Below are 22,252 nucleotides of genomic sequence, written 5' to 3' on the forward strand. Positions count from 1 at the left end.
AGGTTACGAACAGATTCTGCGGGGCGTCATCGCCCTGCCCCGGAATTTAGGAAAGGGACGTAAATGTCTGCCCTACACATCAAAAAAGGCTCCACCAGCCACTCCGCCTATAACCTGCGCCCGAATTTCTCGGATGTGCAGGAACGCCACACCATCACCATTCTGGTGGAAAACGAACCCGGCGTTCTGGCCCGCGTGATTGGCCTGTTCTCCGGTCGTGGCTACAATATCGACAGCCTCACCGTGGCCGAGGTTGATCACACAGGCCATCTGTCGCGCATCACCATTGTCACCACCGGGACCCCGCAGGTGATTGAGCAGATCAAGGCGCAGCTGGGGCGGATCGTCCCCGTGCATGAGGTCACGGACCTCACCGTGGAAGGTCCCTTCGTGGAACGGGAACTGGCCATTGTGAAAGTGGTTGGAGAAGGCGACAAACGCGTCGAGGCCATGCGCCTGGCGGAGATTTTCCGCGCCAAGGTTGTGGATACCACGCTGAACAGTTTCATTTTCGAACTGACCGGCGCGCCAGACAAAATCGACGCCTTTGCAGAAATGATGCGGCCCTTGGGGCTGACCAAAATCGCCCGCACTGGCGTAGCGGCGCTGCTGCGCGGCAACTGATCAGATCCGTCGAAATACCAGATAGGGGTTGCGTCCGCGCGGCCCCTTTTTGCTGGGGCAAACCTAGGTATTGACGGCGCTTGACCCAGGCGCAGCCAAAAGCCTCATCATGGCTTGCAGCGCCCCTGTGTCCCGAGCGTCAGCCGCTGCGCCGTTTTGCCTGCGCGCGGGCCTCTCTGGCTTTTTTGTCCGGGAAAGAGATCACCGTCGCCCCGCTCGGGCAATGATCGGACGCCGCATGAAGGCCATTGTCGGACGATCCATTCTCCTGCTGCTCCGCCCCGTCAGAGGTGGGATATAGCGGGTCACGGCGCGCGTCCTCCCAGGACATGACAGTCGCGTTGGAGCGGGACATTGGCGGGTGCAGATTTGCCTCATGCTCTGCCCGGACCAATTTGGCGGCCAGCTCCGGGCTCTGACTTTCCTCAATGATGCGCAGATCGCAGGCCAACCGCAGGGCGCCCTTCGTCTCGACATGAAATGCCACGCAATCCCCTTTGCTGAGCGCAACCGGCTCATCCAGAGAGGTCCAGCGATAATAGACCAGATCCCCGTGATCTTCACACCAGATCACAGCCTGCCGCAGGTCATAGTCAGTCCACAGGACGACACCAATCATATCATACCTCACATTGGCCCCGAACCATTTTGAGATAAATCACGTTGGAGGAACACCAAAAACATCTGAAAAGATCTGTACCAATTTGTGTCGTTTTATGCAGAATTGATGCTATATAGCGTCAGTTTCACGGCTATTATCTACAACTGTGATATGCCTTCCCTTGGGTAACCGCAAGATCTGGTATTGAGTCCACTTGCAAACATAGAGGAGACTTTCGTGAGCCAGCCCAGCCAGCCCGACCGCTCCCCTGCCGAGCTGCGCAATATGTTTGGCGCCAACCTGCGGCAACTGGCCAGGGACTACCCATCGATTTCGGAGCTGTCGCGGCGACTGGGTATCAACCGCACCCAGTTCAACCGATACCTGACCGGGGAGAGCTTTCCGCGCCCCGATGTTCTGGACAGGATCTGCAACTTCTTTGATGTGGATGCCCGCATCCTGCTGGACCCAGTCGCGCAGTTGTCCTGCAAGGGGCAGATCCTTCAGGGGCCCTTTCTGAACGATTTTCTCGGCCCCGGCGTCACCAATATGACCGAGGCGTTTTTCCCGTCCGGCCTTTATCAGTTTCTGCGCCGCAGCTTCGTGCGGACGGATCGCTATATTCTGGGGTTGGTGCGGGTATTTCGCAGCGAAGGGGTCACCTACATCCGCGGTTATGAGGCAAAATCCGCCATGCGCTACCAGGGGTTGCCATCCGATGCGAAGCCCCGCGAATTTCGTGGTTATGCCTCGGCTTACGACGATGGGGTCGCCTTCACGCTGGCGCGACGCGGCGGGCGCACCTCATCCTTCAACTATCTGGCCAATGTGCCCGCGATGGAGGCCAATGTCTGGGCCGGCTATGTCGCCCGTACCAGTCGCGAAAGCGAAACCGCTGACCGTGCCACGCGTATGGTTTATGAATATCTGGGACAGAACCACGGGGCCATCCTGCGCGCCGCGCGGCGGGCCGGGTTTGTGGAGCAACACGAACTCAGCCCCTTTCAACAGCGATTGCTGGGAGTGGGTACGCGGTTCAGATAGCGGGCGCGGAGGCCCATTTCAGGCCCGTGCCGCGATCAGCCGGTAGACATGCCAACTGGCGTGGCCCAGCAGTGGCAGCACCAGCAGCAAACCCAGAAATCCCGGTATCATCGCCACAAATGTCGCCGCAGCAATGCCAGCCGCCCAGAGGATCATCAGTACAAAATTGCTCTGCACATAGGAAAAACTGGTGATCATGGCGGTGACAAAATCCACCTCCCGGTCCAGCAATAGCGGCAGCGACAGCACCGTGATCATATAAAGGAGCAGCGCAAAAATCGCACCAACCGCGCTGCCAACAGCCAGCATGGTCATCCCGTTTGCGGTCAGGAATACCTCGGGCGAGCTGGAGATATTGGTCATCGTGGAATGCCCCAGAAACAGCGCAAAAATCATGTGACCAAGGAAGAACCAGAACAGAAATACGATAATGATAATGGCGCAGATCGACGGCAGCTGACGGCGACTTTGCTGCCAGACCACCCCCAATATGGCACCAAATCCCAGCGCCTCCCCCTGCTCCAAGCGATGCGACACCTCATAGAGGCCGACCGCCGCGAAGGGTCCAATCAGCGGAAACCCGATCGCCGCCAGCACCAACCAGAAGGTGGTCCCAGTCGCCACGGTGATCCAGGCCATGATCCATCCCGCCAGCACATACACGCTGGCAAAAAACAGCCCGTAGCCCGGTTTGGCGCGAAAATCACCCCAGCCGTACCGCAACGCCTGTCCCAGCGTCGACAATGTCATCGGCTGCAAATCGGGCACGCCAAAGGCTTTTTCTTCCATGAAAGATCTCCTGATGCCGCTGTTCAGTGGACGGCAGTTGCCGATGGCACCTGCGGCGGGCGACGCTCGGGCCAATGGGTTGCGCGGTGATACTGCTGTCCCAATGCCAGCAATTCACTGTCCCGCCCGTGGGCAGCGAAAACCTGCAGCCCGATTGGCAGACCGCCGGGTCCAAACCCCGCAGGGGCTGCCAGACAGGGCACCCCGGTCAGGCTAACGGGGGTCACTACTTCCATCCAGCGATGGTAGCTGTCCATTGCGGTCTGCCCGATCACCTGCGGATAATCGAGTGTAATGTCGAACGGCCAGCATTGCGCGGTCGGCAGCACCAACGCATCATATTGCGAGAACAGCCGTGCCGCGACCCGCTGCCAGTCCGAACGCAGGTCCGACGCCGCTTGGATCTCCTGTCCACTCAAGGCCAGTCCACGCTCAAGCTCCCATTGGGCGTTCTCTTTCAGCTGCTGCATCTGCCCGGCAAAAACCCGGAGCCCCGCGGCCACGGAGAAAGAACGCAGCGTGCTCCAGCTTTGCCAGATCCGCTCCGCGGCGAAGGGCGGCGACAGTCTCTCAACCTGATGACCCAGACCGCGCAGAACCTCCAACGCCGTCTCGCAGGTCTCCAGAATGCCCGGTTCCATCGGATAGGCCCCGCCCCAATCCGCCAGCCAGCCAATCCGCATCGGCCGCACCTCTGGCAAGGGCGAGACACGTTGCCCTGCCCCGGCTGTGGCCGCGAGCGGCTGGCGCGGATCCGGCCCTGACATCACATCCAGCAGCAGCGCCAGATCCTCAGGGGTGCGCGCCATCGGACCGTTGGTCGACAGCGGATGCAGAAACAGATCGCCACGCGGCTCCCCCGGCACCCGCCCCCAACTGGGCCGGAAGCCGTAGACATTGCACCACCCCGCCGGATTGCGCAGGGAGCCCATCATGTCGGAGCCATCGGCCAGCGCCACCATTCCGGTCGCCAGCGCCGCCGCCGCACCACCCGATGACCCGCCGCAGCTGCGGCTGCGATCATAGGGGTTCGCCGTGGCGCCGTAGACCGGGTTGTACGTGTGCGAGCCAAGGCCGAACTCCGGGGTATTGGTCTTGCCGATGATCAAAGCGCCTGCTGCCCGCAGCCGCGCCACCATCAAGTCATCCTGTTGCGGCACGAAATCGGCCAGCAAAGGCGAGCCTTGCGTCGCGGGCAGGCCCGCGACATTGGCCAGATCCTTGATCGCCATGGGCAGCCCATGCAACGGCCCCCGCGTCGTCGATCTGTCCGCCGCCGCCGCCTCCGCCAGCAGCACCTCGCGGTCCCGCAGTGCAACGATGGCGTTGACGCCAGGATTTATCGCATTGATGCGTGCCAGCGTCTCCGTCATCAGCGCAACAGCGGTGCGCCGACCGGCAGAGAGGTCCTGCAGGGTCTCGCGGGCGCTGGGTGTGGTCTCACTCATCGAAAGGCGCTCCTGGATGGCCGTTGGCCGCAGCCTAGCCGGGGCAAAACACAAAGAAAACCCGCTTGCCGGGGCAAACGGGTTTCTGTGAATTCAAAAGGTCAGTCTGGCGCGCGCAATCCGCGTCAGCGCGGTGATGCGATCAGTCGCCCTGTGCTTCCGAGCGGCTCTTGCCCGCCACATTCAGCGCCAGTGTTGCCGCCATGAAGCCATCGAGATCGCCATCCAGCACACCCTTGGTATCCGAGGTCTCGTGACTGGTGCGCAGGTCTTTCACCATCTGATAGGGCTGCAGCACGTAAGACCGGATCTGGTTGCCCCAACCGGCATCGCCCTTCGCCTCATGGGCGGCGTTGATATCCGCATTCCGGCGGTCCAGTTCCAGCTGATACAGTCGCGATTTCAGCGCCTTCATCGCGATGTCACGGTTCTGGTGCTGCGACTTCTCGGAAGAGGTCACCACAATCCCGGTGGGTTCATGGGTGATCCGCACGGCCGAGTCCGTGGTGTTGACGTGCTGGCCGCCCGCGCCCGAGGAACGATAGGTATCGATCCGGATATCCGAGGGGTTCACCTCGATTTCGATATTGTCATCCACCACCGGGTAGACCCAGACAGAGCTGAACGAGGTATGGCGCTTCGCCGCCGAGTCATAAGGCGAAATCCGCACCAGACGATGCACACCGCTTTCGGACTTCAGCCAGCCATAGGCGTTGTGGCCGGAAATCTTGTAAGCTGCGGATTTGATACCCGCCTCTTCGCCCGCGCTTTCGGACTGCAGTTCGACTTTGTAGCCTTTCTTTTCGGCCCAGCGGACATACATCCGTGCCAGCATTGAGGCCCAGTCGCAGCTCTCCGTACCGCCTGCCCCGGCGTTGATTTCCAGGAAGGTGTCGTTGCTGTCAGCCTCACCATCCAGAAGCGCTTCCAGCTCTTTCTCGGCGGCTTTTTCTTTCAGCGCTTTGAGGGCTGCCTCGGCGTCGGAAATGACCTCCGCATCCTCTTCCATCTCTCCCAGTTCGATCAGCTCCATATTGTCGCTGAGATCCTGTTTGATGGACTTATAGGTGTCGATCGCGTCCACCAGCATCTGACGGTCGCGCATCAGGGCCTGCGCCGCATCGGCATCATCCCACAGGTTGGGATCCTCAACGCGGGCGTTGAACTCTTCCAGGCGGAACTCGGCGGTTTCCCAATCCAGACGCTGCGCCAAAAGCTCCAGCGACTTTTCGATATCGGCCACGATGTTCTGAGTTTCGGCGCGCATGGCAATCCCTTGAAATCACGTATCAGGCCTGCGTGATAAACCACCCGCGCCCTGCGGGCAAGCCGGGGCAGCAGGCAGCGGGGCGATTGGCGCAGCCCGCCACCGCACAGCACAAAACGGGCGGGGTCATGATATCCACGCCCCGCCCCTCAGATAGGATCGCCCAACTCTGGCAGCGTCAGTAAAGCCCGCCGGAACTGATGGTGCCAAACGTGGCCTTTGGTCCCAGAACAGCGGTACCGCCATCCGACGTGGTCACGCGACGCGCCGACTGCGCGGCTTCCTCAAACAGCGGCAGGTTTGATCCCATCGCAAAGCCGCCGTCAAACGCCAGGCCAAAGATCGGCTCGGCGCCATCGCGGAAATATTCTGCCACCACATTGCCACCCGCGGCCGCATCGGCAAGGCGCGCGCCGGTATAGCGGTCGATCTTGATGAAATGACCGCCCTCGGGCACGGCGAATTTACCACCACCATATTTGGCTGTCGCCTTCTGCATGAACTGCTGGAACACCGGGCCGCACATGGTGCCGCCATAGGCGCCGCGTCCCATCGGGCGCGGCTGGTCAAAGCCCATGTAGCAACCGGCCACGATGTTGGAGGTAAAGCCCACAAACCACACATCGCGCGAGTCGTTGGTGGTCCCGGTTTTGCCTGCAGTGGGCACTGGCAGGTTGATCACGCTGGAGGCGGTGCCGCGGTCCACCACGCCCCGCATCATCGACGTGAGCTGATACGCCGTGATCGGATCCATGACCTGTTCGCGGTTGTCCACGATCCGGGGCGCCTGTCCCGCCGCCAGCGCGGGCGAGGCACAATCAACGCAGTCGCGGTCATCATGGCGATAGATGGTTTCCCCCCGGCGGTCCTGAATCCGGTCCACCAGCGTCGGCTGCACCCGTTCACCGCCATTGGCAAACATCGCATAGGCCGCCACCATCTTATAAAGGGTGGTCTCCTCCGCCCCGAGTGAGTTGGCCAGGAAGGCCCCCATGTTGTCATAGACACCAAAGCGTTCGGCATAGCCCGCAACCACTTCCATGCCGACTTCCTGCGCCAGACGAATGGTCATCAGGTTTCGGCTCATCTCGATCCCGGTGCGCAGCGGCGTCGGGCCATAGAATTTATTGGTGGAATTCTTCGGACGCCACAGCCCCTGCGGGGTGTTGATCTCAATCGGCGCATCCACAACGATGGTTGCCGGGCTATAGCCGCTGTCCAGCGCCGCCGCATAAACAAAGGGTTTGAAGCTGGAGCCGGGCTGACGCTGCGCCTGTGTGGCCCGGTTGAACACCGAATGCTGATAGGAGAAGCCCCCCTGCATGGCCAGAACCCGGCCGGTGTTCACATCCATCGCGACAAAGCCGCCCTGAACCTCAGGCACCTGACGCAGGGACCAGTGTTGCAGCGCGCCGTCTGTCTCCACCGCGCGGACCAGCACCACGTCACCAACGGAGATGTTGTCCTTGAAACTGCCCTTCATCCATTTGATGTCCGCACGTGGAACCGATCCGATCTCGGCCACATCTTCAATCCCCACACGCAAGCTCTGGTCGCCGACCTCCAGCGCCACTGCGGGGTGCCACTTGCCACCAAGATCAATGTCACGCGGCACAGAGGCGTCGCGCAATGCCGCACGCCAGCTCTCCTCCGAGGCCAGCGCCTCTGCATCAAGGGTCACGCCGGTGCCGCGCCAGTTCCCGCGCGATCGGTCGTATTTCTGAAGACCGGCACGCAGGGCTGCGGCGGCTTCTGTCTGCATTTCCTCGTCAATAGTGGCGCGCACGGTAAAACCGCCAGTGAAGAATTCCCCTTCGCCAAAGTCCTCCGACAGCTGGCGACGGATCTCATCGGTGAAATAGTCCCTAGGCGGCAGCGCTGTGCGGAAGCTGTCGAAATCGCCATTCTGAACCGAGCGCAGCGGCTGATCCACCTCAACCGCGTAGACAGCATCAGAGATATAGCCATTCTCACGCATCTCTCGCAGCACGTAGTTGCGCCGCGCCAGCAGGCGTTCGCGTTGCGACACCGGGTGATATTTCGACGGCGCCTTCGGCATGGAGGCCAGCGTCGCGGCCTCATGCGGGGCCAATTCGCTCAGCGTTTTGTTAAAATAGGTCTGAGCCGCCGCTGTCACCCCGTAGGAATTCTGCCCGAGGAAGATCTCGTTCATGTAGAGTTCGAGGATCTTGTCTTTACTCAGTGTTTCCTCAAGCCGGGATGCAAGGATCAATTCCTTGACCTTTCGCTCTGCCTTACGGTCACCGGACAGAAGGAAGTTCTTCATCACCTGCTGGGTAATCGTGGAGGCACCCCGCACGTTTTCCCCGCGCGAGCGCACAGCCTCAACCGCCGCAGCGGCGATGCCGCGCATGTCGTAGCCCTTGTGGCTGTAGAAATTCTTGTCCTCGGCGGAGATAAAAGCCTGCTTCACCAGATCGGGAATTTCCTCCGACGGGGTAAACAACCGGCGTTCCTGGGCAAATTCGTCGATCAGCTGCCCCTCACCGGAGTAGATCCGGCTGATGGTCGGCGGCTGATATTGCGCCAGGGATTCGTGGCTGGGCAGATCCCGGCCATAGATCCAGAACACCGCACCAATGGTCAGGGCAATCATTGCGATGCCCAGCGTGATGGTGCTGAAGATGGAACCAAAGAACGATAGAATAAATCTGACCACTGTAGAGCCTTTCTCGCGCAGTGCCGCCTATATAGGTGCAGCGGCGCGTGGGGTCAAAACGGGAAACGGCATATTGATGCCGCCGCCCCGGAGAAAACAGGGGGAAAGCGCGACAGGCTGTCCCCGGATACCAAACCTCCCATCCGCCTCATTGGTTCCGCTCTCACGCAGCCGACCGACATCGACAGAGGGTGTGACCAGTGGAAATGACCGACCAGCGGAGGTTATTGACGCACCAGCGGGCGAGTCGCCTCATCCGCGATGCGCCAGGACAACAGCCCGTTCAGAATGCCCCGCGCCGTGCGCTCACGCCAGTCCGGGTCCATCAGATTTGCAAGATCGCGGGGGCTGGACAGAAAACCAACCTCCACCAGAGCCGATGGGATATCGGCTGATTTTAGCACAGAAAACCCGGCTTCGCGCAGCGGTCGGCGGTTCATTGCTCCGCCTTGGCTTTTCAACCCTTCTACCAATGCACGCGCCAGCGCCTGACTGCGGGGATGGGTCTCTACCCGTGCCAGATCCAGCAACACATCCGTCACCCGGTCGTCCGCCTTGCTCAGATCGGTCCCCGCCAGCAGATCGCCCCGTTCCTGCCGCTCGACCAGCGTCGCAGAGGCCGCATCGGAGGCATCCTCAGAGAGCGTATAAACCGTGGTGCCATGGGCACGCCCCTCCGACAGGCTGTCCGCATGCAGCGACAGGAACAGATCCGCCTTGGCCTGATGCGCCAGCGCAATCCGCCGCTCTAGCGAGACAAAATAGTCGTCATCCCGCGTCAGCTGGACATTGAACTGCCCTGAGCGGACCAGCATCTCCCCCAGCTCAATGGCGAATTGCAGCATCAGATCCTTTTCCTGCACCAGCCCACCCTGAAGAAAGGCCTCTGCCCCCGGATCAATACCGCCATGCCCCGGATCGATCACGATCAACAGGGGCGCCAGCGAATCCTTGGCTTCGCGCGCGATCATCGGGGTGGGCGCAGGCAGATCCCAACGGGCATCGCGCGGCGCGCCGGTTGTGGCGGCAAATTCCTCGGCCGTGGTCTCGCGCAAGGCCACCGACAGTTGGGCCGCCGCTGTCACCGGATCAATATCCATCGCCGCGGTCTCAATCTGCATCGGCCGCGCCAGGGCCAACACCAGCCGCGACCACCCCGGCACATAGGTTCCGAATTGCGCCGCTGTGATGCCATCTTCCGTGATCAGCGCCTGCTCGCCCAGACCGCTCCAGTCGACCTCCTGAAAATCCAGCACCACACGCGGCGGCGCATCCAGCGTGAACAACCGATACGGCACGCCCTGGCTAAGCCCCAGGGTAACATCCGTCCCGGAGCGGCGGTCCTCCGCCCAGGTCTCCTGCGGTTGAATCCGCGCAAGGCCGCTGAACCCCTGTGCCGCCGGTGAGATCACCTCTGGCGCCGACGTATTGGTCGCTACGGACGTGTCCTGCGCCGCCAGCGGTGCCGCTATGAAGAGCGACAGCAGCGCTGCGAGGGCCATTGTTTTTCTACTCATGGCTATTCTTCTGCCCATTATGCTGTTCTGCATGCTGTACTGCCCGGATCCTGTTCTGCACGCCCCCCTTACGCCCGGTCCTGAGCATGGGAAGAGGATGCGCCGCCTTGGCTGCGCAGATATTTTGCCCGCAGACTAGGCCATTGCGGGACCGGATGGCCAGCCTCATCCTGTCGCCCCGCCTGCCAGATGTTCGGTGTCGGAGGGTCAGCCCCGACGTGCCGCCATAAAGGCGGTGAGCCGCGCCAGCCCTTCCTCGATATCGGCGGTGGAGCGCGCATAGGAAAACCGCAAAGTGGTCGCGCCGCGCTTGGGATCAAAATCCAGCCCCGGTGTCACCGCCACCCCTGCCTCGTCCAGAATCTCCTTGGCAAAGGCCCGGCTATCCTGGGTCAAATCAGAGACATCCGCATAGACATAAAACGCGCCATCCGGTGGCGCGATGCGGCTGAACCCGGCCTTGGGCAGACCTTCCAGCATCAACGCACGATTGCGGGCATAAACCGCCAGATTGCTCTCCAGTTCCTCACCGCAGTCCATCGCCGCCAAGGCCGCCACCTGACTGGCATGCGGCGCGCAGATGAACATGTTCTGGGCGATGCGTTCCACCACCCGCACATGATCCTCCGGCACAACCATCCAGCCCACGCGCCATCCGGTCATGGAGAAATACTTGGAAAACGAATTGATCACATAACAATCATCCGTCACCTCAAGCGCGGTGACTGCCTTCGCCTCATATTCGATGCCATGGTAGATCTCATCCGAGATAAAGGCCGCGCCCTGCCCCTGTGCCGCCTCAACCAAAGCCGCCATTGCAGGTTTGTCCAGCATGGTGCCGGTGGGATTGGCCGGTGAGGCCACCATCAGCCCGGCCAGATCCAGGCCGGTCAAATCCTGCGGCACCGGTTGCAGCCGGTGATCCAACGAGGTCTCAATATCCACCGGCGTCAGCCCCAACGCGTGTAGGATCTGGCGGTAAGATGGATAGCCCGGCGCACCGATGCCCACGCGGTCACCACTGTCAAACAGCGCCGTAAAGCTGAGCAGGAACGCCCCGGAGGAACCGGGGGTAATCACCACCCGCTCGGGGTTCAAATCAACATCATACCACTCGCCATACAACTGCGCGATCCGCTTGCGCAGCGCGGGAAGTCCAAGCGCCACGGTGTAGCCCAGGCTGTCATGATCCAGCGCCTTTGCCAGCGCCTCACGCGCGGCAACAGGCGCACCGGTAGAGGGCTGGCCCACCTCCATATGGATGATATGGCGACCTGCCTCTTCGGCGCGGCGGGCGGCCTCCATCACATCCATCACAATGAAGGGATCGACGTTGGACCGGCTTGAGTTTCGCATGTTGATCTCCCATGGTGCGGCCATGACCTTTGACCGCTTCTCCCGCCTCGCGTCAATCCCGGCTCTGGCTCTTGCTGCGCTCTGTTTCGTCGCGGGATCCCTGGCCTCATCCGCGCAGGCGGCCTCGATCTCGCTGCTGCGCGATCCCGATATTGAACGTGGGCTGAATGAGCTGGCCGCCCCGGTGCTGCGCGCCGCAGGTCTGAATGCCAAACGGGTGCGGGTGCTGGTGGTCAACGATGGATCCTTCAACGCCTTCGTCGTCGATTCCCAAACGATTTTCATACATTACGGGCTGATCCTAAAGGTAGATCGCCCCGAGATGCTGCAGGCCGTGATCGCGCATGAGGCGGCCCATATCACCAATGGCCACCTGTCACGGCGGATGCAGAACATGCGCTCTGCCCGCTCTGCCGCAGGCCTTGGCGCCGCCCTTGCCGTGCTTGCGGCCGCCGCGGGCGCCGGTGAGGCCGCTGCCGGTATTGCGCTTGGCACGCAGTCCTCCGCCCTGCGCGGGTTTCTCGCCCATACCCGCGCCGAGGAAGCCTCCGCCGACCGCACTGCTGCCGGTATTCTGCAACGGGCGGGGGTCAGCCCGCGCGGGCTGGTTGATGTCCATAAGATCTTTGCCGGGCAAGAGCTGCTGAGCCCGGTCAATCAGGATCCTTACATGCGCTCGCATCCGCTGAGCCGTGACAGGATCCGCGCTGCCGAAGCTTATCTTGCCAGCCACGGTGACAGCGCCAAACCCGACGCCAATGCAATCTATTGGTTCGCCCGCGTGCGCGGCAAGCTGTCGGCCTTTACCCGCTCCCCCAAATGGACCCTGCGCCGGATCGCGGATGAGCCTTACAAAGACGTCCGCCTGATGCGGGAAGCCGTCGCCCAGCATCGGCGCAACAACCTGCAAAAGGCGCTGCGCGCCATCGACGGTGCCCTCGCCCTGCGCCCTACCGATCCTTACTACCAGGAGCTTAAGGGCCAGATCCTGATGGAAAACCGCCGCTGGCAACCCGCCCTCGCCGCCTATGGCCGGGCCGTCCAGCAGGCCGGGCGTGACCCGCTGGTCCTCGCCAGCCTTGGGCGGGCGCAATTGGCCGCTGGCCAGCCCAAGGCGGCCATCAAATCACTGGAAGCCGCCCGCGCGCGGGATTTCCGCAATGCCGCCATGCTGCGTGATATGGCGCAGGCCTATGCGAAACTTGGCCAGTCCGGTATGGCCGCACTGGCCACCGCCGAACGCTATGCGCTACAGGGACGGCTGAAGGACGCCGGACTGCACGCCAAACGCGCCACCGCCCAACTGCCCACCGGATCCACTGCCTGGCGACGCGCCCAAGACGTGCTGATCGCCGCTGAACAAAACGAAAAAAGGAAATCGAGATGACCCGTTTGACCCGCCTCCCCGCCGTTTCTGCCGCGGCACTGGCCCTTGGGCTGATCGCCGCCCCGGCTGTTCAGGCGCTGGATCTGAGCAGCATGAGCCCAGATGAACGCGCCGCATTTGGCGAAGAGGTCCGTGCATATCTGCTGGAAAACCCGGAGGTGATCCTGGAAGCCGTCAACAAGCTGGAACAACAGCAGGCCGCCAATGAGGCCGCCCGCGATGATGCGCTGGTTTCCGAAAACCTGACAGCGCTGCATGACGACGGCTATTCCTGGGTCGGTGGCAATCCCGATGGCGATATCACCTTGGTGGAATTCATGGACTACCGCTGTGGCTATTGCCGACGCGCTGCCCCCGAGGTTGAACAACTGGTGTCAGGCGACGGCAATATCCGCTTGATCATCAAGGAATTTCCGATCTTGGGCGAAGCCTCTGTGCTGACCTCCCGCTTTGCCATCGCCACGCGACTGGTGGCCGGAGATGACGCCTATAAGGACGTTCATGACGCGCTGATCACCCTCAGCGGCGAACCCAATGAGGGCACCCTGCGCCGTCTGGCCGACGGGCTGGATCTCGATGCCGATGCGATCCTCGCGCGGATGTCGGATCCCGAGATCGCGCGCCAATTGCAAGACACCCGCGCGCTGGCCCAGCAGCTGGCAATTTCCGGCACGCCGACCTTCGTACTGGGGGAGGAGCTGCTGCGTGGTTATCTGCCTGCCGACCAGATGGAGATCATGGTCGCCGATATTCGCGACAAGCGCAGCTGACCAAAGGTAGGGTTTTTAGGTCAGCCCCAGACACAGACACAGACACAAGGCGAACTGGGGGCCAGCCCCCAGACACAGGGCAAACTGGGGGCCAGCCCCCAGACCCCCGGAGTATTTCGGGAAAGATGACCGGCGAAACAGACAACAGAAAAAGGGCGCTGATCTTACCTCAGCGCCCTTTATTGGTTGGAAATGGGTTCGGCCGGATCTATTCCGCAGCGGCGGCCTCGGCGTCAAGCTGAGCGGCCTTTTTCTCCACCTCTTCCACGATGTGATCCACCATCTGGTCATTGGACATCTTATGGCTGGCCTTGCCCGCCAGATAGACCATGCCGGAACCCGCGCCGCCGCCGGTAAAACCGACATCCGTCATCAGCGCCTCGCCCGGGCCATTCACCACGCAGCCGATGATTGAGAGGCTCATCGGGGTTTTCACATGCTCCAGGCGTTTCTCAAGGGTTTCAACCGTCTTGATCACATCAAACCCCTGCCGGGCGCAGCTGGGACAGGAGATGATATTGACGCCGCGGTGACGCAGGCCGAGGGATTTCAGGATCTCAAACCCCACCTTCACCTCCTCCACCGGATCGGCAGAGAGGCTGACCCGCAGGGTGTCGCCAATGCCCATCCACAGAAGCTGTCCCAGACCAATCGCCGATTTGATGGTGCCGGAGACAAAGCCGCCCGCCTCTGTGATGCCAAGGTGGATCGGCGCATCGGTGGCCTCAGCCAGCTGTTGATAGGCTGCCGCCGACATAAAGACGTCGGAGGCCTTCACCGAGATTTTGAATTCGTGGAAATCATGGTCCTGCAGGATGCGGATATGATCGAGGCCCGATTCCACCATCGCCTCCGGGCAGGGCTCGCCGTATTTGTCCAGAAGGTGCTTTTCCAGCGACCCCGCATTCACACCGATGCGAATGGAGCAATTGTGGTCCTTGGCGGCGCGGATGACCTCTGCCACGCGTTTCTCATCACCGATATTGCCGGGGTTGATGCGCAGGCAGGCCGCCCCCGCCTCCGCCGCCTCAATCCCGCGCCTGTAGTGGAAATGGATATCCGCGACGATCGGCACCGGGCTTTCGCGGACGATTTCCTTCAGCGCCTTGGAAGAGGCCTCATCCGGGACCGACACCCGGACGATATCAGCGCCGGCCTCGGCTGCGGCCTGAACCTGCGCCACCGTTGCCGCAACATCGGTGGTCGGCGTGTTGGTCATGGTCTGGACCGCAATCGGGGCGTCGCCGCCAACAGGCACATTGCCCACATGGATCTGGCGGCTTTTGCGGCGTTCGATATGGCGCCAGGGGCGAATATTGTTGATCGACATGAGGTCCGGTCCGCGCTGTTCAGGGTTCCGGGCATAGATACGCGCAGTCTGGCGCAGCTTCAATGGTGGCTGGGCATTCCTGCAAGGATCGGGCCAGATGTCGCAAGCGGCCAGGCACTCTGAACGACACCGCTGCTGAATTGGCCTGAACGCCTCATCGCCGGGTGAACCCCGGCCAGGTTACTCGCTGATGGCCTCGACCGGGTCGACGGACAGGCTGCTGGCCTGCAACTCCGCCACCAGCGTGGCCAGCGCGCTGTTGCGATCTTCGCTGAGATCGGCGAGCGCGAAACGCTCGGTGAGCGCATCTGAGGAGAGCACCACATTCTTGGTCACCTGCCCACGATCGCCGACCGGTCCGTAATGGGCGCCGTTCACGGCAAAATAGATCGCGCCACTTTCGCCTGTGCGCAGCAACGGAGCCTCTTCGGTGGCGGGGATTTCAAAATGCTGGCCCGGCTCCATAATGGTCTCGAAAATCACACTGCCATCCACGGCGGTGACCTGAACCCAGGAGGGGCGCACTGCAACCATCTGCAAGGCCGACGCTGTTTCTTCAACAACTTGCGGCATCGCGGGCAAAGGTGCCTCGGTGCTGAGGCTGGCATCCGCCAGCACAACCGATGGCAGTTCCGGCATGGCAAAGTTACCAAAGCCGCGCGGATCAAGCGTGGCAATCGGACCATCACGAGGCACCAGAACCGGCACATCCAGCGCCTGCGGACGATAGAGCCGGTCCAGCGCTTCCAATGCGGGATCCTCGTTCGAGACCTCAGCGTCGCGGGCGGCCCCCGCCAGCGGATCCAGATCAGCCAGCACAATGGGGGTTTGCTCAACCGGTGCCATCTGCACCTGCTGCACCTCCTTCAGGACGGCCCAGCCGCCATAGCCAATGCCCCCAATCAGTGCGACCAGCACCGCAAGGGAGCCGACCGCGCGCAGCTCAATCTGACTGAACACGCTGCTGGCCGTTGGCACAAACGGGGTATTGGGCGAGGTGAACGCGTCACTGCGCAGCCCCCCCATTCCGGTCGCAATCGGCGCACCGGCGGATTTGCGCACCGAGGCCTCCGCCGACATGCCATGCGCGACCTGAAACCCGCTTTCCTGACAGAAGCTGTCGAATGTGGTGTCGGGATCCATATTGAGGTAGCGCGCATAGGACCGCACATAACCCGCAATAAAACCCGGCGTGTCAAAGACAGTCGGGTCGGAATTCTCAATTGCGGCGATGTAGGAGGCTTTGATCCGCAGCTCACGTTGGACATCCAGCAGCGACTTGCCCATTGTGGCCCGCTCACCGCGCATGATGTCACCCAATCGGAGCTCATAATCGTCAAAGCTACGCGGCCCTGTCGATTCGTCGTGCGTCTTCGATTTGCGCTGAGTAAGGCGCCCGATCATGCCTGCTGTCCCATTTTAGCCTGCCGTATTCGACATTCAGGACGTCACGGACCCGCCTTATGCGATTCGCCTGCGCCCTTTGATTATGATCATACTACCATAATCTTACCAATTTGACACAGAGCTATGAATCAGCCGGCCATTTCGGCACGATTCAGCGCACAATGAGACCAGAGCGCGTCCATCGCCTTGACCAGCGCGTGGATCTCCTTCGGGCCATGCACCGGCGACGGGGTAAAGCGCAGCCGTTCGGTGCCGCGCGGCACTGTCGGGAAGTTGATCGGCTGGACGTAAATTCCGTGATCCGACAACAGCATATCGCTCAGCTTCTGGGTATGAACCGGATTGCCAACGATCACCGGCACAATATGGCTGCCATGGTCGATGATTGGCAGCCCGAGACCCTTCAGCCGCATTTTCAGGATGCGGGCCTGCAGCTGGTGCTGTTCGCGCAATTCGGGCGCGGTCTTGAGATAGGCAACCGAGGCCGCCGCCCCTGCCGCAACCGCCGGCGCCAGCGAGGTGGTGAAGATGAAACCGGGCGCGTAAGAGCGGATGGCATCACACATTTTTGCCGATGCGGCGATATAGCCGCCCATCACACCATAGGCCTTGGCCAGGGTGCCGTTCACAATGTCGATACGGTCAATCAGACCGTCCCGCTCCGTGACACCGCCGCCGCGCGCACCATACATGCCAACCGCATGGACCTCATCGATATAGGTGAGCGCGCCAAATTCCTCCGCCAGATCACAGATCTCAGCGATCGGACCAAAATCCCCGTCCATGGAGTAGACCGATTCAAACGCGATCAGTTTGGGCGCCGCCGGGTCCGCCGCTGCCAGCAACTCCCGCAGATGCGCCACATCATTGTGACGGAAAATACGCTTGGCGCCACCGTTGCGCCGCACGCCCTCAATCATGGAGGCGTGGTTCAGCGCGTCGGAGAAAATGATGAGGCCGGGAAACAGTTTCGGCAGCGTGCTGAGCGTCGCATCATTCGCGATATAGGCAGAGGTGAACAGCAGCGCCGCTTCCTTCTGGTGCAGATCGGCCAGCTCGGCCTCCAGCTGTTTGTGATAGACTGTGGTGCCGGAGATATTCCGTGTCCCGCCGGATCCCGCGCCAGTGGCATCAATCGCGCCATGCATGGCCTCCAGCACAACCGGATGCTGCCCCATCCCCAGATAGTCATTGCCACACCACACGGTGATGTCCTGTGCGCTGCCATCCGGACGGGTCCAGACGGCATGCGGGAACTGCCCGTTCTGCCGTTCAATGTCGATGAATGTCCGGTAGCGACCTTCCGTGTGGAGCTGATCAATCGCTTGGTCGAGTTTCGCGGTATAGTCCACCGGCATCTCCATGGCATAGTTGGCACCAACGGATCTGGTGCAAGCTGTGGTCAGGCTGATATATTCACGTTACCGAATAAATAACCCGAACCCTCCGTTTGATCAATCAAATACGCCGAAGAGGCCGAACCAGCCTTGATGCAGGTCAAATAGACCTTTGCGCCCCGGGCAGCAAGAATTGTAACGCCCGTTTGACGCTACAATCCGACGCATCCCCGCCTGCCCGGACCATTTTGCGCTGCTCTGGCCCCTGCCGACAGGCGCTGTTAGGGTCCGGCAAACAGCAATCAATAACAGCAGGAGCCTCCTGAATATGTCACTGAACGACGTCCTGGACCGCATTGACACCGATCTTGATGCCGCCACCCAACGGTTGATGGACTTGCTGCGCATCCAATCGATTTCGACCGATCCCGCTTACAAGGAAGACTGCGACAAGGCTGCCGACTGGCTGGTGGCGGACCTGCGCTCCATCGGGATCGACGCGGAAAAGCGCGTCACCCCCGGCCATCCAATGGTGGTTGGTCACGTCGGGCCGCAGGACGACTCGCTGCCGCATGTGCTATTTTATGGCCACTACGACGTGCAGCCGGTGGATCCGCTGGACCTGTGGAACACCCCGCCGTTTGAGCCGCAGCTGGAAGAGACCGCGCGCGGAACCGTCATCCGCGGTCGCGGCGCGTCCGATGACAAAGGTCAGCTGATGACCTTTGTCGAGGCCTGCCGCGCCTGGCAGGCGGTGAACGGCTCCCTGCCCTGCCGCATCACCTTCTTCTTTGAAGGCGAGGAAGAAAGCGGCTCGCCGTCTCTGGTGCCCTTCATGGAACAGCACGCCGCAGAGCTGAAGGCGGATCTGGCGCTGATCTGCGACACCTCCATGGTGTCACGTGGCGTGCCCTCAATCTCCTCGCAGCTGCGCGGCATGCTGAAGGATGAATTCACCCTGATCGGCCCCCGGATTGATCTGCACTCTGGTCACTATGGCGGCCCCGGCCTCAACCCCTTGCGCGAACTCAGCCGCATTGTGGCGTCTTTCTATGACGAGGACACCGGCAAGGTCGCGGTCGACGGCTTCTATGAAGGCGTGCATGAGGTGCCAGAGGAGCAACTGCGCCAGTGGGAAGGTTGCGGCTTTGAAGAGCAGGACTATCTCTCGAACGCGGGCTACACCCAGGCCCACGGCGAGAAGGACCGCTCTGTGCTGGAACAGCAATGGGCGCGCCCGACGCTGGAAGTGAACGGCCTCTGGGGCGGCTACAATGGTGCGGGTTCAAAAACCGTGATCCCGTCCGAGGCGCATTGCAAGATCACCTGCCGTCTGGTCGGGGACATGGATCCGGATGCGCTGCGACTGAAGATCCGCAAACATGTCGAGGATCGGCTGAAGCCTGACACCCAGGTCAAATGGGACAATGATCTGGAAGGGTCGCGCGCCTCGGTGATGAACATCTCCCGCCCCGAGTTTGAGGCCGCCCGAGGCGCGCTGTCGGATGAATGGAACCGGGAGGCTGTCTTCTGCGGCATGGGCGGATCGATCCCCATTGCCGGCTTCTTCAAATCCATTCTGGGCATGGACGCGATGCTGATCGGCTTTGCCAATGAAGACGACGCCATCCACTCCCCCAATGAGAAATACGATCTGGAGAGCTTCCACAAAGGCATCCGCTCTTGGGCTCGCGTGCTGGATGCTCTGACCAAGAAATAACAAAACCAGTGGTGTGCGCCCCGGCGCGCACCACAGACCTCCCCCCTTCAGGCAGATCGAAGACGCGAACAGATATCGCCACAAACGCAAAAACCCTTCCGAAGAAGGGTGCGTTCATCCAAAATTCTGGAAGAAAGTGGCGCGGTTGACGGGGCTCGAACCCGCGACCCCCGGCGTGACAGGCCGGTACTCTAACCAACTGAGCTACAACCGCGCATGGGCCTTTCGGCAGATCAGACGCAAGCGCCTGACATATATTCCCCTCCGGGGCGGACCCTGATCGTCAGGGCGACGTATGAAAGTGGCGCGGTTGACGGGGCTCGAACCCGCGACCCCCGGCGTGACAGGCCGGTACTCTAACCAACTGAGCTACAACCGCGCATTTACTTTCATTTGGACCCTTTAACCCGGATCCGGGGCGGACAGCAGTGGCGCGGTTGACGGGGCTCGAACCCGCGACCCCCGGCGTGACAGGCCGGTACTCTAACCAACTGAGCTACAACCGCTTGCTGTTCCATCCAACGTCGCCGCTGAATGTTGGGCTGTAATATTCGCAGCACCGAGGGATCGTCAAGCGGTGTTTTGGCATTTTCTCGGGTTTCCGTGAAAAAAAACACCTACCCCTCTACTTTATCGCTTAAGGTATTGTTTTTTCGACATTACCCTATGAAAACCTCGCCGATGCCTCCAACACGGCACAGGCAACGCGCGTTCTATGAGATCACATCAATACAGGCGCCACTGCCGCGCGCCACGGGCGTAGTCGACCCGCCCGTGGCGATCCTTGTGCGGATCAGTTGGAAATCACCATCACACCAGCCGTGCCCTTGCCCTGCTCCCGGATAAACTGCAGCTGGTTTCCCGAGATCCCGATTTTCTGACAATCGGTCCCCCGCTCCGGCTGCTTGCCAATTCGCACATTGCGGCACCACAAGCTGTCATTCCATTGCCAGGCGCCGACCAACTTACCTTGCTTGGTCTTTCCCTTAATCTTCCCATTGGGCAGAATCTGCATGCTCCCCCAATCGGCGCTCAGCGTCTTACCACTGACCAGAGCGAGGAAATCGGCCTCGGTCTTCACATGTTTGAAGGACCCCGCCTCCCCCGCGACCGGCATGGCCAGCAGGACAGATACCACAAATGAAAGGATTGCCTTATACGTCATCACAGAAACTCCAAATCATACAATTGTTACAAATTCTCCCGACAGAGCTGATAAAAACATCAAGGGAGCACCAGCAGCCTAGCGCGAGATCGCTTGACCGGCAAATCCAGCCGCCATGCGATGATCAATGGTCAAAAATATGATAGCTTACGGAAGTCAGCGATTGACCTCAGGCCACGCCCAAAACGCAGATAGTCAGGCGATGGCAGAGCGATATATGCGGATTTTCAAGGGGATAATGGTGGGTCGTGAGAGGCTCGAACTCCCGACATCTTCGGTGTAAACGAAGCGCTCTACCAACTGAGCTAACGACCCGGTGAGCGCGGATTTAGAGAAACCCCGCGCTGGACGCAAGAGGTAAATCGCAGAAATCTGCGAAAAAAGTCATCGCCTCAGCGCAGCACCTGCTCTTCCCCCTGCCACAGCTGATAGATACAGCCCTGTTCATTGGGCAGCGCCGCCATTTCCGCGCGCGACAGGCCACAGATCAGCCCGCGTAGCACCTGCCCCCACAGTCCATGCGCCACCACCACAGTCGGTTCGCTCAACCCGTTCAGAAAGGCCTCGATGCGGGCCTGAAACGCCGCAAACCCTTCGCCCTTTGGCGCGGCGCAGTACAGATCCAGGCTCAGCGGATTGGCGGCGTAGATTTCAGGATACTCAGCGGCGACCTGCTCACGGGTCATGCCCTGAAACACGCCGGCCTGCGCCTCGGCAAGCCGCGCATCGGTGGTATAGGGCTGACCGCCAAGCGCAATCTGCGCGGTCTGCTGTGCCCGCCCCAGCGGCGAGACAAAACAGGCCGGTCCCTGCGCCAGAATCGGCGCCATCAAACCGGCTTGCTGCTGGGCGTGTTCAATCCCCAGGGGGCTGAGTTTTGATTCCAGCTGGCCTTGGATGCGCCCTTCAGCATTCCATTCCGTCTGCCCATGCCGCAGAAACCAGATTTTCGGATATGCCATGCCTGCCCTCCTTGCTGCTTCGCCCTTCGGCGTTGCCGCAACATCTAGACAGGTTTTCCGAGACAGGGAAGAGCGCGCGCCATAGGACAAAGCGCCACCGAAAGGCGCGTTAAACCACTAGATTGAGAGAGAATGGTGGGTGATAAGAGATTTGAACTCCTGACATCTTCGATGTGAACGAAGCGCTCTACCACTGAGCTAATCACCCTTGTTGGCGGTCATACCGCCCGTCGCGCGCCACTGCAAGAGGGGCGGATCGAAAAAACCATCGGCGCCGTCATTTTTGCTCGATCCATGATATTGCCAGACCAACGCCCCTGCCCAAACCGCTAATCCAGCGGCAGCACATTGCGACAGATCATCGTGCGCAGGGTAAAGCTGGAGCGGGTGTTGCGGATCCCCGGCACCCGCATCAACCGGTGCTCGAGAAAGCGGTCAAAATCGGTCAGATCCTGCGCCACCACACGCAGCAGAATATCCCGGCTCCCGGTCATCAGATAGCATTCCATCACCTGATCAAAGCGCCGCACCGCCGCCTCAAAGGCCTGCAGCCCCTCGGTGGATTGACGCTCCAGCTCTACGGCGACAAAGATGGTGACCGGTAGCCCCACCTCGGTCTGATCCACCCGCGCCGAATAGCCCGAAATCACCCCGCTCTCTTCCAGGTTGGCAACCCGCCGGGCACAGGGCGTCGCGGAAAGACCGACCTTCTCCGCCAGTTCGGCGATCTTGATCCGCCCATTCTCCTGAAGAGCGGCCAGTATCTTGCGATCAATCTTATCCACGTCTTTCCCCTCATTAATTAGCACACATTAGTGATATCCTCTAAAATTCACAATCGATCCGCT

The 22,252-nt window shown here is 61.0% G+C and carries 18 protein-coding genes and 5 tRNA genes; 5 read left to right on the plus strand and 18 right to left on the minus strand.

Annotated elements, in window-relative coordinates:
* Positions 1 to 63: 63 nt before the first annotated feature.
* On the plus strand, positions 64 to 624 hold the full coding sequence (gene ilvN, locus D1820_RS05585; RefSeq protein ID WP_040170609.1) for an acetolactate synthase small subunit: 561 nt from the start codon (positions 64 to 66) through the stop codon (positions 622 to 624).
* Positions 625 to 763: 139 nt separating this feature from the next.
* Here ilvN and D1820_RS05590 read toward each other — a convergent pair whose 3' ends face one another.
* A complete protein-coding gene (locus tag D1820_RS05590; protein ID WP_118068159.1) occupies positions 764 to 1,243 on the minus strand; it encodes a hypothetical protein in 480 nt (159 codons plus the stop codon).
* A 219-nt stretch (positions 1,244 to 1,462) separates the two neighbouring features.
* Here D1820_RS05590 and D1820_RS05595 point away from each other — a divergent pair, with 219 nt between their 5' ends.
* A complete protein-coding gene (locus tag D1820_RS05595) occupies positions 1,463 to 2,269 on the plus strand; it encodes a helix-turn-helix domain-containing protein (RefSeq protein WP_118068160.1) in 807 nt (268 codons plus the stop codon).
* Between the two features lie 18 nt (positions 2,270 to 2,287).
* Here D1820_RS05595 and D1820_RS05600 read toward each other — a convergent pair whose 3' ends face one another.
* The 6 genes from D1820_RS05600 to D1820_RS05625 all read right to left on the minus strand — a co-directional run bounded on the left by D1820_RS05600 (position 2,288) and on the right by D1820_RS05625 (position 11,326).
* Entirely contained in the window at positions 2,288 to 3,058 is a 771-nt protein-coding gene (locus D1820_RS05600) for a DUF2189 domain-containing protein (RefSeq protein ID WP_118068161.1), read from the minus strand.
* Positions 3,059 to 3,081: 23 nt separating this feature from the next.
* A complete protein-coding gene (locus D1820_RS05605) occupies positions 3,082 to 4,506 on the minus strand; it encodes an amidase (protein ID WP_118068162.1) in 1,425 nt (474 codons plus the stop codon).
* A gap of 142 nt (positions 4,507 to 4,648) precedes the next feature.
* Positions 4,649 to 5,773, minus strand: a complete 1,125-nt coding sequence (prfB, locus tag D1820_RS05610; RefSeq protein WP_040179317.1) for a peptide chain release factor 2 — start codon at positions 5,771 to 5,773, stop codon at positions 4,649 to 4,651.
* Between the two features lie 178 nt (positions 5,774 to 5,951).
* Positions 5,952 to 8,453 (minus strand): penicillin-binding protein 1A, encoded by a 2,502-nt coding sequence (locus D1820_RS05615; protein WP_118068163.1) that lies wholly within the window; start codon positions 8,451 to 8,453, stop codon positions 5,952 to 5,954.
* Positions 8,454 to 8,677: 224 nt separating this feature from the next.
* Entirely contained in the window at positions 8,678 to 9,988 is a 1,311-nt protein-coding gene (locus D1820_RS05620; RefSeq protein ID WP_118068164.1) for an N-acetylmuramoyl-L-alanine amidase, read from the minus strand.
* A gap of 189 nt (positions 9,989 to 10,177) precedes the next feature.
* Positions 10,178 to 11,326 carry a pyridoxal phosphate-dependent aminotransferase gene (locus D1820_RS05625; protein WP_118068165.1) on the minus strand — a complete coding sequence of 383 codons (1,149 nt, stop codon included), beginning with the start codon at positions 11,324 to 11,326 and terminating at the stop codon, positions 10,178 to 10,180.
* Here D1820_RS05625 and D1820_RS05630 point away from each other — a divergent pair.
* Both D1820_RS05630 and D1820_RS05635 read left to right on the plus strand, forming a co-directional pair.
* The gene (locus D1820_RS05630; RefSeq protein ID WP_118068166.1) at positions 11,325 to 12,713 is read left to right on the plus strand and encodes a M48 family metalloprotease; all 1,389 of its coding nucleotides are present in this window, start codon (positions 11,325 to 11,327) and stop codon (positions 12,711 to 12,713) included. The genes D1820_RS05625 and D1820_RS05630 overlap by 2 nt on opposite strands.
* Positions 12,710 to 13,483, plus strand: coding sequence for a DsbA family protein (locus D1820_RS05635; RefSeq protein WP_118068167.1), 774 nt, complete (start codon positions 12,710 to 12,712; stop codon positions 13,481 to 13,483). Before D1820_RS05630 ends, D1820_RS05635 begins: the two co-directional genes overlap by 4 nt.
* Before the next feature lie 208 nt (positions 13,484 to 13,691).
* Here D1820_RS05635 and ispG read toward each other — a convergent pair whose 3' ends face one another.
* The 3 genes from ispG to hemA form a co-directional block, all read right to left on the minus strand.
* Complete coding sequence (ispG, locus tag D1820_RS05640; protein ID WP_118070051.1) at positions 13,692 to 14,813, minus strand: flavodoxin-dependent (E)-4-hydroxy-3-methylbut-2-enyl-diphosphate synthase; 1,122 nt, start codon at positions 14,811 to 14,813, stop codon at positions 13,692 to 13,694.
* 180 nt (positions 14,814 to 14,993) lie between these two features.
* On the minus strand, positions 14,994 to 16,217 hold the full coding sequence (locus D1820_RS05645; RefSeq protein WP_118068168.1) for a helix-turn-helix domain-containing protein: 1,224 nt from the start codon (positions 16,215 to 16,217) through the stop codon (positions 14,994 to 14,996).
* A gap of 131 nt (positions 16,218 to 16,348) precedes the next feature.
* Positions 16,349 to 17,572 carry a 5-aminolevulinate synthase gene (hemA, locus tag D1820_RS05650; protein ID WP_118070053.1) on the minus strand — a complete coding sequence of 408 codons (1,224 nt, stop codon included), beginning with the start codon at positions 17,570 to 17,572 and terminating at the stop codon, positions 16,349 to 16,351.
* Between the two features lie 313 nt (positions 17,573 to 17,885).
* Here hemA and D1820_RS05655 point away from each other — a divergent pair, with 313 nt between their 5' ends.
* Entirely contained in the window at positions 17,886 to 19,277 is a 1,392-nt protein-coding gene (locus tag D1820_RS05655; protein WP_118068169.1) for a M20/M25/M40 family metallo-hydrolase, read from the plus strand.
* Between the two features lie 137 nt (positions 19,278 to 19,414).
* Here the strand turns inward: D1820_RS05655 and D1820_RS05660 are convergent.
* From D1820_RS05660 to D1820_RS05695, 8 genes are all read right to left on the minus strand, one after another.
* A tRNA-Asp gene (locus D1820_RS05660) sits at positions 19,415 to 19,491 on the minus strand.
* 88 nt (positions 19,492 to 19,579) lie between these two features.
* Positions 19,580 to 19,656, minus strand: a tRNA-Asp gene (locus D1820_RS05665).
* A gap of 50 nt (positions 19,657 to 19,706) precedes the next feature.
* Positions 19,707 to 19,783 (minus strand) — tRNA-Asp (locus tag D1820_RS05670).
* 287 nt (positions 19,784 to 20,070) lie between these two features.
* Positions 20,071 to 20,442, minus strand: coding sequence for a hypothetical protein (locus tag D1820_RS05675; protein ID WP_118068170.1), 372 nt, complete (start codon positions 20,440 to 20,442; stop codon positions 20,071 to 20,073).
* A 239-nt stretch (positions 20,443 to 20,681) separates the two neighbouring features.
* A tRNA-Val gene (locus D1820_RS05680) sits at positions 20,682 to 20,757 on the minus strand.
* 77 nt (positions 20,758 to 20,834) lie between these two features.
* Entirely contained in the window at positions 20,835 to 21,404 is a 570-nt protein-coding gene (locus D1820_RS05685) for a histidine phosphatase family protein (RefSeq protein ID WP_118068171.1), read from the minus strand.
* A gap of 133 nt (positions 21,405 to 21,537) precedes the next feature.
* Positions 21,538 to 21,612 (minus strand) — tRNA-Val (locus D1820_RS05690).
* 121 nt (positions 21,613 to 21,733) lie between these two features.
* Positions 21,734 to 22,189: an Lrp/AsnC family transcriptional regulator gene (locus D1820_RS05695; protein WP_096871624.1), complete on the minus strand. Its 456-nt coding sequence runs from the start codon at positions 22,187 to 22,189 to the stop codon at positions 21,734 to 21,736.
* Positions 22,190 to 22,252 lie beyond the last annotated feature (63 nt).

Origin of the sequence: Phaeobacter sp. LSS9 (assembly GCF_003443595.1) — a bacterium.
Taxonomy (GTDB): domain Bacteria; phylum Pseudomonadota; class Alphaproteobacteria; order Rhodobacterales; family Rhodobacteraceae; genus Phaeobacter; species Phaeobacter piscinae.

What these genes read in the sequence shown, in the direction of transcription:
- ilvN (WP_040170609.1), top strand. Translation starts at nt 64, where the DNA reads ATGTCTGCCCTACACATCAAAAAAGGCTCCACCAGCCACTCCGCCTAT.
- ispG (WP_118070051.1), bottom strand. Translation starts at nt 14,813, where the DNA reads ATGTCGATCAACAATATTCGCCCCTGGCGCCATATCGAACGCCGCAAA.
- D1820_RS05605 (WP_118068162.1), bottom strand. Translation starts at nt 4,506, where the DNA reads ATGAGTGAGACCACACCCAGCGCCCGCGAGACCCTGCAGGACCTCTCT.
- D1820_RS05685 (WP_118068171.1), bottom strand. Translation starts at nt 21,404, where the DNA reads ATGGCATATCCGAAAATCTGGTTTCTGCGGCATGGGCAGACGGAATGG.
- D1820_RS05620 (WP_118068164.1), bottom strand. Translation starts at nt 9,988, where the DNA reads ATGGGCAGAAGAATAGCCATGAGTAGAAAAACAATGGCCCTCGCAGCG.
- D1820_RS05645 (WP_118068168.1), bottom strand. Translation starts at nt 16,217, where the DNA reads ATGATCGGGCGCCTTACTCAGCGCAAATCGAAGACGCACGACGAATCG.
- D1820_RS05655 (WP_118068169.1), top strand. Translation starts at nt 17,886, where the DNA reads ATGTCACTGAACGACGTCCTGGACCGCATTGACACCGATCTTGATGCC.
- D1820_RS05635 (WP_118068167.1), top strand. Translation starts at nt 12,710, where the DNA reads ATGACCCGTTTGACCCGCCTCCCCGCCGTTTCTGCCGCGGCACTGGCC.
- D1820_RS05625 (WP_118068165.1), bottom strand. Translation starts at nt 11,326, where the DNA reads ATGCGAAACTCAAGCCGGTCCAACGTCGATCCCTTCATTGTGATGGAT.
- D1820_RS05590 (WP_118068159.1), bottom strand. Translation starts at nt 1,243, where the DNA reads ATGATTGGTGTCGTCCTGTGGACTGACTATGACCTGCGGCAGGCTGTG.
- D1820_RS05675 (WP_118068170.1), bottom strand. Translation starts at nt 20,442, where the DNA reads ATGACGTATAAGGCAATCCTTTCATTTGTGGTATCTGTCCTGCTGGCC.
- D1820_RS05630 (WP_118068166.1), top strand. Translation starts at nt 11,325, where the DNA reads ATGTTGATCTCCCATGGTGCGGCCATGACCTTTGACCGCTTCTCCCGC.
- D1820_RS05600 (WP_118068161.1), bottom strand. Translation starts at nt 3,058, where the DNA reads ATGGAAGAAAAAGCCTTTGGCGTGCCCGATTTGCAGCCGATGACATTG.
- prfB (WP_040179317.1), bottom strand. Translation starts at nt 5,773, where the DNA reads ATGCGCGCCGAAACTCAGAACATCGTGGCCGATATCGAAAAGTCGCTG.